12 protein-coding genes are annotated in these 8,912 nt (G+C 24.1%); 8 read left to right on the top strand and 4 right to left on the bottom strand.

Annotated elements, in window-relative coordinates:
* Nucleotides 1-67 precede the first annotated feature (67 nt).
* Nucleotides 68-712 carry a hypothetical protein gene (locus QOZ93_RS10410; protein WP_307356288.1) on the bottom strand — a complete coding sequence of 215 codons (645 nt, stop codon included), beginning with the start codon at nucleotides 710-712 and terminating at the stop codon, nucleotides 68-70.
* Between the two features lie 235 nt (nucleotides 713-947).
* Here QOZ93_RS10410 and QOZ93_RS10405 point away from each other — a divergent pair, with 235 nt between their 5' ends.
* The 4 genes from QOZ93_RS10405 to QOZ93_RS10390 all read left to right on the top strand — a co-directional run bounded on the left by QOZ93_RS10405 (nucleotide 948) and on the right by QOZ93_RS10390 (nucleotide 4,774).
* Entirely contained in the window at nucleotides 948-1,436 is a 489-nt protein-coding gene (locus QOZ93_RS10405; RefSeq protein WP_307356286.1) for a prolyl-tRNA synthetase associated domain-containing protein, read from the top strand.
* Between the two features lie 178 nt (nucleotides 1,437-1,614).
* Nucleotides 1,615-2,787, top strand: a complete 1,173-nt coding sequence (locus QOZ93_RS10400; protein ID WP_307356284.1) for a WG repeat-containing protein — start codon at nucleotides 1,615-1,617, stop codon at nucleotides 2,785-2,787.
* Nucleotides 2,788-3,054: 267 nt separating this feature from the next.
* Entirely contained in the window at nucleotides 3,055-4,227 is a 1,173-nt protein-coding gene (locus QOZ93_RS10395) for a WG repeat-containing protein (RefSeq protein WP_307356282.1), read from the top strand.
* 301 nt (nucleotides 4,228-4,528) lie between these two features.
* The gene (locus tag QOZ93_RS10390) at nucleotides 4,529-4,774 is read left to right on the top strand and encodes a hypothetical protein (protein ID WP_111944482.1); all 246 of its coding nucleotides are present in this window, start codon (nucleotides 4,529-4,531) and stop codon (nucleotides 4,772-4,774) included.
* An 82-nt stretch (nucleotides 4,775-4,856) separates the two neighbouring features.
* Here QOZ93_RS10390 and QOZ93_RS10385 read toward each other — a convergent pair whose 3' ends face one another.
* Nucleotides 4,857-5,306, bottom strand: a complete 450-nt coding sequence (locus QOZ93_RS10385) for a hypothetical protein (protein WP_307356280.1) — start codon at nucleotides 5,304-5,306, stop codon at nucleotides 4,857-4,859.
* A gap of 193 nt (nucleotides 5,307-5,499) precedes the next feature.
* Here QOZ93_RS10385 and QOZ93_RS10380 point away from each other — a divergent pair, with 193 nt between their 5' ends.
* Nucleotides 5,500-5,982 (top strand): RICIN domain-containing protein, encoded by a 483-nt coding sequence (locus tag QOZ93_RS10380; RefSeq protein WP_307356278.1) that lies wholly within the window; start codon nucleotides 5,500-5,502, stop codon nucleotides 5,980-5,982.
* A gap of 299 nt (nucleotides 5,983-6,281) precedes the next feature.
* Here QOZ93_RS10380 and QOZ93_RS10375 read toward each other — a convergent pair whose 3' ends face one another.
* On the bottom strand, nucleotides 6,282-6,776 hold the full coding sequence (locus QOZ93_RS10375) for a methionine aminopeptidase family protein (protein ID WP_307356276.1): 495 nt from the start codon (nucleotides 6,774-6,776) through the stop codon (nucleotides 6,282-6,284).
* 138 nt (nucleotides 6,777-6,914) lie between these two features.
* On the bottom strand, nucleotides 6,915-7,319 hold the full coding sequence (locus QOZ93_RS10370) for a hypothetical protein (protein WP_307356274.1): 405 nt from the start codon (nucleotides 7,317-7,319) through the stop codon (nucleotides 6,915-6,917).
* 260 nt (nucleotides 7,320-7,579) lie between these two features.
* Here QOZ93_RS10370 and QOZ93_RS10365 point away from each other — a divergent pair, with 260 nt between their 5' ends.
* The 3 genes from QOZ93_RS10365 (at nucleotide 7,580) to QOZ93_RS10355 (ending at nucleotide 8,889) form a co-directional block, all read left to right on the top strand.
* Nucleotides 7,580-7,705 carry a DUF6483 family protein gene (locus QOZ93_RS10365; RefSeq protein WP_422723883.1) on the top strand — a complete coding sequence of 42 codons (126 nt, stop codon included), beginning with the start codon at nucleotides 7,580-7,582 and terminating at the stop codon, nucleotides 7,703-7,705.
* A 52-nt stretch (nucleotides 7,706-7,757) separates the two neighbouring features.
* Nucleotides 7,758-8,219 carry a hypothetical protein gene (locus tag QOZ93_RS10360; RefSeq protein ID WP_307356271.1) on the top strand — a complete coding sequence of 154 codons (462 nt, stop codon included), beginning with the start codon at nucleotides 7,758-7,760 and terminating at the stop codon, nucleotides 8,217-8,219.
* An 88-nt stretch (nucleotides 8,220-8,307) separates the two neighbouring features.
* On the top strand, nucleotides 8,308-8,889 hold the full coding sequence (locus tag QOZ93_RS10355; protein WP_307356269.1) for a GNAT family N-acetyltransferase: 582 nt from the start codon (nucleotides 8,308-8,310) through the stop codon (nucleotides 8,887-8,889).
* Nucleotides 8,890-8,912 lie beyond the last annotated feature (23 nt).

Raw genomic sequence — 8,912 nt, 5'->3', positions numbered from 1 at the left:
CTATTTTCATTTATATATTGATGGTATAAATAGAACTTTATTACATAAGATTATTGTCAATAGGATTTTAAATCCATTTATTAAACACTAGTGATTTATCATACTTTTCTATAAACTCTAATAGAGCTTCTGTATATATGTCTTGGGATTTAAACTCAGGAAACTTTTTTATAAACTCCTGGAATTTATCTTTTATTCCTGAGTAAATTCTAATAGTTGTAACTTTTACATCACCAGAAAACTTTGCTTTATCTATTTTGAGTTCTGGAACTTCTATAATTTTTTCTTCGCTTTCTATTTTATGAAACCAGTTAATAAGTTTAAAAATATCTTCCTTTGCATTAATGATTTCAAATAAATCATTTTTTATATTATCTTGTAATACAAGTGTATTTTCCTTATTTTCCAAGGGTTCTTTCTGTATTACATTTGTATTATAAGTGTTTTGAGTTTCAGTAGTATTAGTTTTTATATTTAAATTAGGAATTTCTTTTTCTTTACAAAGATTTCTTGCTATAGCTATATTACAAATATATTTATTTTTTTCTTTATTAAATTCATAATTATTCTTTCTAAATCTTAATCTTATGGTTTTCCTTTGTATTTTTAGATCATCTGATATTTTTCTTAGGGACTCCCCTTTTCCTAATCTTTTGTTTACATATTCAATTTGGGAATTTAAATCTAATTTATCAAAATTTCTTCTATCCATACTTATCCCCCTAGAATAAAAATATAATACAAATAAAATACATATGTATTTTATATTATCTTCTATTATAGATATAAATTTCCTTTAAATAACTGTAAAAAGATTTGTATTTTAAGACTTTTTATAAGGTTTTAAATTGATACTTAAAAATTTTATAGATTATAAGCATTAATTATACAGTTAATATATTAGTAGATGATATAATGATACTATACATTAAAAACTGGAGGTTATTATGGAATCTTGTGAAGTGGTATACAAAACATTGAAGAAAATGGGAATTTCCTATGATATTGTTGAACATCCACCGGCAGAGACTACAGAGGATGCAGATAGGTATATTGAAGGTAAGGAAGGTGTACGTACAAAAACACTTTTTTTATCTAATAGAAAGAAGACTGCATATTATTTAGTAATTATGGATGATAAGAAAAGATTAGATATTAAAAAGCTTGAAAAGATCTTAGATGAAAAAAGTATAAGTTTTTGTTCACCTAAAAGGTTAATGGAAAAAATGGGCTTAGTACCTGGAGCTGTATCATTGTTTGGATTAATTAATAATGTGGAGCATGATATAAGAATTTACTTAGATAAGGAAATGCTCTCAGAGAAATTTATTACCTTTCATCCTAATGACAATACAAAGACAATGTTTATTTCCATAGATGATATGTATAAATTTATAAGCTTGTTAGGATATGAATATTCTATTTTAGAATTATAGATTAAAAAAGTTTATCTGTCAAAATGTATGTATTTTATTAAAAAAAAAATAGATAGGTTCTTTCCCTAAGTGAATTATATTGTTTATTAAAGAACAATGTTATTATATATTTACAATAAGCTACGGTTTTAATATTACAAAAATTATGAATGTATACTAAACATAAAGGGGATATACTATGAAAAAAATTCCATGCATTATTCTAGCAACTTTAGTAGCAATATTTTTATTAAGTACATTTGTAGGCTGTAATTCTACATCATCTAAAACATCAAAAGAAGATGAATCTGAGATTTTATATCCTATTTCAGAGGAAAAAAACGGTAAACTTCTATATGGTTATATAAATAAGGAAGGAAAAAAAGTAGTAGATTGTAAATATGATGATGTTTTTAAATCTGTTAATGGTATGTCAATAATAGTACTTAATAATAAATTTTCTTTTATTAATATAAACGGAAAACTTATTACGCCAAATATAGAATTTCAATCAGTCTATAACTTTAGGGAAGGTTTAGCTGCTGTACGTAACAATAATAAATATGGTTTTATAGATAAAACAGGTAAAGTTATATTTGATTATCAATTTGATGATGTTTTTGAAGGTTTTCATGAAGACTTAGCACCAGTTTGCAAGAATAATAAATGGGCCTATATGGATAAACAAGGGAAATTTAAATGTGATTTTACATTTGATTTTGCTGAAAGATTTTCAGATGGAATAGCACCTGTATATAAGAATAAAAAGTGGGCTTTTATTAATAAAGAAATGAAACCTATAACTGCTTTTGAATTTGACCAAGCCTGTGAATCATCTGAGGGATTGGCATCTTTTTGTAAAAATAATAAATGGGGTTTTGTTAATAGTAAAGGAAAATTAATAATTGAACCTAAATTTGATAAAGTTAATGCATTTAAAGAAGGTTTTGCCTTTGCTAAATTAAATAAAAAAACTGGATTTATAAATAAATCTGGAAACTTCGTATGCAGTTTTAAAATGGATGAAAATGCAGTACCTCCACATTTTAAAGATGAATTAGCTGCTATAAAAGTTAATAATAAAATTGGGTATATGGATAAAAAAGGAGAATTTATAATCAAACCCCAATATAAAATAGGATATAATTTTATTAATGATATGGCTATAGCCTCCCCATATAAAAAAACAGAAGGCCTTATAGATAAACAAGGCAATTATGTATTAAAACCTGAGTACTTATATATAGATTATACAGGCAAAGACCTAATATATTGTGTAAAAAAAGAAAATAGTAAAATGCATTCTATGTATTTAAATAAAAAACAAAAAATTGTTTGGGAAAAATTTTATTCAAAAAACACAAATAAATAATGTAAATCTAAACTAATTCTTAAATGTAAAAAACTAGTAATAAATTTATTACTAGTTTTTGTTTTAAAATTTTTATAAGTCTTATTTTTTATATTATTAAAGTTAAATAGCCCATTATTTTTATTTTATAATACTAAATTAAAATAAAGAATTAAAGCTATTTGGTTATGTTTTTTATCAAAAAATAATGATAATATATTTACAATAAGCTATGGTTTTAATATTACAAAAAATATGAATATATACTAAACATAAAGGGGATATACTATGAAAAAACTTCAATCCATTATTCTAGCAATTTTAGTAGCAATATTTTCATTAAGTACATTTGTAGGTTGTAGTTCTACATCATCTAAAACATCAAAAGAAGATGAATCAGAGATTTTATATCCTATTTCAGAAGAAAAAAACGGTAAAATACTATATGGTTATATAGATAAGGAAGGAAAAAAAGTAGTAGATTGTAAATATGATAATACTTTAACTTTTATTAACGGCATGGGAACAATTATTAATAACGGAAAACAGTATTTTGTTAATTCAAAAGGAAAGATTATTACTGACTCTCCTGGATTGGATTTCAGTTGGAATTTTAAAGAGGGCTTAGCTTCAGTACGTAAAAATAACAAATTTGGTTTCATCGATACTACAGGAAAATTAGTAATTAAAGATCAATTTGATTTTACTGACTTAAGCTTCAATGAAGGATTAGCATGTGTTTGTAAAAATAATAAATGGGGTTTTATTGATAAAACAGGTAAATCTAAATGTGATTTTATCTTTGATTTTGCGAAAGGTTTTTCAGATGGAATAGCATCTGTATATAAGAATAAAAAATGGGCTTTTATTAATAAAGAAATGAAACCTATAACTGCTTTTGAATTCGACCAAACTTATAAATCATCTGAGGGATTGGCAGCTATTTGTAAAAATAATAAATGGGGCTTTGTTAACAATAAAGGAAAAATAGTAATTGAACCTAAATTTGATAAAGTTAATGGATTTAAAGAGGATGTTGCCTTTGCTAAATTAAATAAAAAAACTGGATTTATAAATAAATCAGGAAACTTTATATGCAATTTTAAAATAGATGAAGATGCAAATTCTCCACATTTTAATGAAGGATTAGCTTCCGTGAAGGTCAATAATAAAATGGGTTATATAAATAAAAAAGGTATTTTTATAGTTAAACCTCAATATGAAGCAGTATCTATTTTTTATAATGGTACTGCTGTAGTATATCCTTCTATGAATTCAAAAAAAATTAAAACTGGTCTTATAGACAAAAAAGGAAATTACATATTAAAACCAGAGTTTCGTATTATAAACCATGAATATAAAGACTTATTATATTGCGAAAAGGAAGAAAAAAATAAATTACATTGTATGTACCTAGATAAAAAGGGTAAAATTGTTTGGGAAACATTTATTTCTAATTAAAAATAAGACTTATTTCTAAAAAATAAAAAACTAGTAAAATATAAATTTATTCTTATTATCTAATTGTAGTGGTATTTATTATAGTTCTAATCAAAATTAAAGTCAGAATAAATAATATTAATTACATATTTTTCTAACATATGTTATAATTTGATTGAATTTTCAATAAATATATGAGTTTATATATAAATTACTTGTAACTTAAATTCTGAACTATACTGCTGAATAGCTAAGGATAAAAATTCTCTAAAATATTGTTCAAGAGATTTATTAAGACTATTTATAACGGAGGTAAGTAGTATTGAACATACATTTAATGAAAGTAGTTACATATTTATTATTTGCTGTTATGATGTATCTTAGCCATAAAGATTTTCAAAATTTTTATAAAAAGGACTATGATTTACATTCAAATAAAAAAGAAATAATTAAATATATTAATAAATGCGAAATTAGAATAGGTATTATATTATTTTTTATTATGACGAATATAATCATTATTGCAACAAATCTTAATAAAATATTAAATATAAAAGGACTTAAGTAATATTACTTAGGTCCTTATTAAAACATAGCCAAAGTTATTTAGAATGATTATGCTGCAAAAATGCAGAACCGTATTAAAAAAGTTATATTTGCTTTTGTTCTGTAAGATAAACTTCTATTTCAGTTTTAGTTAGTTTACGTATTTCAGCATTAGGGCTTTCAATGTATTTTTCTGATATATAAATAGGTCTATTGCTTTTACATAACTTGTCCTTATTTTTTAATAAATACATCTTTAAATCCCCTTCTGTATGAAATATTTTATAAGAAATCCTATTATTCTTTCCTATAATTTCATAAATTCCACAAGTATCCTTGCAACTTACTTCTGCTGTTTTTAAATATAGTTTAGCTATTTCTAGGGTTTTAAAAGGAAAATTCCATCTATAAACATTTCGTTTAGGATCTTTTTCAATGCAAATACATCTGCCACAAGTTGAACAGATATACTGAGTATGATTTTCTAGACATTGTTTTGGTTTTAAAATAGGGGTTACCCTTGGATTAGGACTATAACATTCTTTACATATCATAATAAAACCCACCCTTTTACTAATTTAATGTATTTTAAATTATATCATAATAAACTAATCAATATATTTAGTCACAAAGAATAGGTTGCTTTTTATAATATAAAACATAATAAATCAAAATTCACCAAAATTTTTGTTTTTCATAGTATATATAGTGTATTAAATATAAAAACGAAGGGATGAAGTTTAACAGATGAACTGGAATCAAAGGATAAAAGAGTTATTAACAGGGGAATGGGTAATAGCAAGTAAGTTGAATAATAATAAAGTTTTAGATGTTAATGGTAATGATGGATCATATAATGTGAGAATATGGGATAAATCTAATGCAGATAATCAAAAATGGACTGTAGAATTTGACTCTACGAATAGAGCCTTTGTAATTAGAAGTGTAGCATATAGAAATAAAGTGTTAGCTAGAATTAGTACAAACAAAGCATCGGGAGTAAATGTAATTGTAGCAGATTATGTAACTAATGATCCTATAGATATGGGACAAAGATGGTATCTTCACTATAATTGTAATGACTACTATACACTAGCTAATTATGTAGGAGATTATATAAATCCAATGGTATTAGATTTATATGGTTCTAATACTAACAATGGTGCCAATATACAGGTTTTCCCTTTTCATGGTAAGGACAATCAATGTTTTAGTTTTATAAGACAATAAGTTTATAATAAAATTAAAATAGTTATGAAATTTAAAAAGTTAGGCGAGCCTATTTATATGGCCCGCCTTTATAATGGACTTGTTTTTAGTAGATATTTTCTCTTTGTAGTTATATCTAATGGGCTAAAGAGTTTATTAATATAAATACATATTCTACAAAAATAATAGAAATGATTTTTGTAATAAAAGTAAAAAGGCTGTTGACAAACTATGTTTATCAACAGCCAGAAGGTGAAATAATACTCACCTTTTTATGTTATATTTGATTATCCTGAAAAATGAAATTTAACATTAATGTTTTATTGAGGATATTTTTCAATTGAACACAATTTATTAGTATTTTTATCAAACTCTAAAGTCATATTTTTTGTCCATAATTGTCTATTTCCAAAGGAAGGGTCACTAGGTGTTGTAGTTACTTCTATTTCATTTTGAATTTCTATATTATTTTTCTTTAAAATATTCTTTACAGTTTCAACAGACATACCTATTTCAAGAGAATAATTTTTTTTGTTAATTTCATTTTCTTTAATACTATTTTTTTGTGGTTTAACTTTATCAACTTGCTTATTTTTTGAATTTTCAACAATATTAGATTCACTTTTTTGTATAGTACTAGTACTTTCTTTTGAATTCTTATTATTAACCTTATTATCTGTAGAATCCTTACTTTTCATAATATTTTGATTTTTATTGTTGTCATTTAAACTAGTTTTTTCTTGAATGGAGGAACACCCAACTAAATAAATGCTAAATATAACTGTTATTATTAAACTGATTTTTTTCCACGTCATAGCCTATATACCACCTTTAAAAAATTATTTGACTTTATTACAAATTATAACTGAAATTTGAAATTTATACTACAGTTCTTAAAACACCTCTCTTTGTTTGAGTTTAACAAAAGGAGGTGTTTTTATTAATCTTAGTTTCTATTCAGCTTCATCTTTAATATGATCTTTAAAAATCATTAAATCTGAAAAAGTCATAATTAAAGATATAAATAGTGATTCCTCTATACTACTTAGTAAGTTCCAAGTTCCTTTAAAGTGTTTAAGTAAAAAACAAAGAATAAATATTAAAAAAAACCCTTTAATAAAGCTCAAAGTTCTTTTTTTAAAGTTAATAGCATGTCTAAATTTTATAAGATTAAATATTAGGATAAAAGCAAAAAATCCAACTATAATTAATGCAAAAATAACATAAAACCAAGCAAACTTTGAGGTTAAATAGGAACTAACATTAGATACACATAAAATAGGAATAAGTAATGTGGCTAATAGAAAAATTGTAATTAATGCATATTGGAAATTATCTAAATTATGTTTTTTAAACATTATGTCCTCCTTAATTAGTAATACATATATATTATACTTGTAATATACGTGAATCATACTTTAAAATGTGTTTATTTATACCACTTATAAATCTATTATAACATTAAATACCTTATTATGAAATAAGCTTTAACTTATACTTATAACTTTTTTATAAATTCTATATAAATAAATTCTTCAGAAAAATTATATTGTATTTAGACAAACTATGTTATAATGGGCGTAATTAAAATATGTTCTACTGTAATTAGTATATATAAATAACATTTCAATTTTATAATTCATTACTTGATAAAAGTGATGAGGATTTAGAAAAAAGTAATTTTACTAGGAAGGAAGTATATGACGGATTAAAAGATTTAGAAAGATTTAAAGTTACTTCGTAGAAAGCATTATAAATAGACAAGTTTATTATATGTATAAAATAGGAGGAATACAGTGAAAATTATTAATATTATAATTCCAATAATTCTTGTTATGATTATTCTGCAACAGCTAAGATATATAAAAACATTAAAAATACCTACGAAGAAAAGATATATTGAACTTTTTACTATGTTAACTAGTGTTATTGTTCTTGGGTGGATCATGTATACTTATGCACAGAATTGGGGTCATTATATAATCGGAGCATTGGGAATTCTTACGTTCATAAGTTCATGTGTTAAGGAAGGCATTTCTTCAAAGGGTTTTGTTTCAATGTATAAATATAAGCAAATTATATTATGGAATGAAATTAAAAAGGTTTCTGTAATAAGTTCAAAGAATATAAAAGTTAAGTTATTTGGCGGCTTTATGGAACAAAGTTTCTATTTTAAAAAGAGTGATTATGATAAAGTAATTGCTGTTATAAAAGAAAATTTACCTGTTACATCAGAATTAGAAATTCTTAATAAATAAATATTAAATGTATTACACCCATATTATATTTATAATATGGGTGTAATACATTATAGACTTAAATTAATATAATTGAGGTGATATAAAAATGAAAATACGTGAATATAAAAAAACGGACGAGCTTCAATGGGTAAGATGTAGGGTCTTATCTTTTTTGGATAGTGCATATTTTGATGATGTATTACGTGAAAAAGAACATTATGAAAATCCTTCTATTGAATTAGTTGCAGAAATAGATAATAAAATAGTTGGATTAATAGACATAGAATATGAAATAGAACAAGGGAAAGCATGTTATAAGCTTGATGAGTTAGGTGGAGTAATATGGCATTTGGCTGTATTACCTGAATATAGACGACTTGGAATTGCAACTACATTACTAAATGAGTCTGTATTAAGATTAAAGCATAAAGGGATAAAAAAACTTCAAGCGTGGACAAGAGATGATGGATGGGTAAATGATTGGTATAAAAATAAAAACTTTGAATGGAAGGAATCATATCTTCATGTGTATATGGAAAATAATGAATGTAAAGATATTATTGATACTAAAATAGAAAAGTTATTTATATGTAGTTGTTTTGCTCATTATACTGGTGAAAATAAAGAAAAAATCAAAAGGAAGTTTAAAAGAGTTCATGAATGTAATCTATATGAATTGGATCTTTAATATTAGGAATCACAAGGGCTGTC

Source organism: Hathewaya limosa, from assembly GCF_030815255.1.
Classification (GTDB): Bacteria; Bacillota; Clostridia; order Clostridiales; family Clostridiaceae; genus Hathewaya; species Hathewaya limosa.
Note: the sequence above shows the minus strand (reverse complement) of the source record. Positions and strands in the feature narration are given on the sequence as shown.

Excerpts from the sequence above, each read along its gene's own strand:
- QOZ93_RS10405 (WP_307356286.1), top strand. The coding sequence starts at position 948 with ATGGAATCTTGTGAAGTGGTATACAAAACATTGAAGAAAATGGGAATT.
- QOZ93_RS10380 (WP_307356278.1), top strand. The coding sequence starts at position 5,500 with ATGAACTGGAATCAAAGGATAAAAGAGTTATTAACAGGGGAATGGGTA.
- QOZ93_RS10355 (WP_307356269.1), top strand. The coding sequence starts at position 8,308 with ATGAAAATACGTGAATATAAAAAAACGGACGAGCTTCAATGGGTAAGA.
- QOZ93_RS10400 (WP_307356284.1), top strand. The coding sequence starts at position 1,615 with ATGAAAAAAATTCCATGCATTATTCTAGCAACTTTAGTAGCAATATTT.
- QOZ93_RS10375 (WP_307356276.1), bottom strand. The coding sequence starts at position 6,776 with ATGACGTGGAAAAAAATCAGTTTAATAATAACAGTTATATTTAGCATT.
- QOZ93_RS10385 (WP_307356280.1), bottom strand. The coding sequence starts at position 5,306 with ATGATATGTAAAGAATGTTATAGTCCTAATCCAAGGGTAACCCCTATT.
- QOZ93_RS10410 (WP_307356288.1), bottom strand. The coding sequence starts at position 712 with ATGGATAGAAGAAATTTTGATAAATTAGATTTAAATTCCCAAATTGAA.
- QOZ93_RS10370 (WP_307356274.1), bottom strand. The coding sequence starts at position 7,319 with ATGTTTAAAAAACATAATTTAGATAATTTCCAATATGCATTAATTACA.
- QOZ93_RS10395 (WP_307356282.1), top strand. The coding sequence starts at position 3,055 with ATGAAAAAACTTCAATCCATTATTCTAGCAATTTTAGTAGCAATATTT.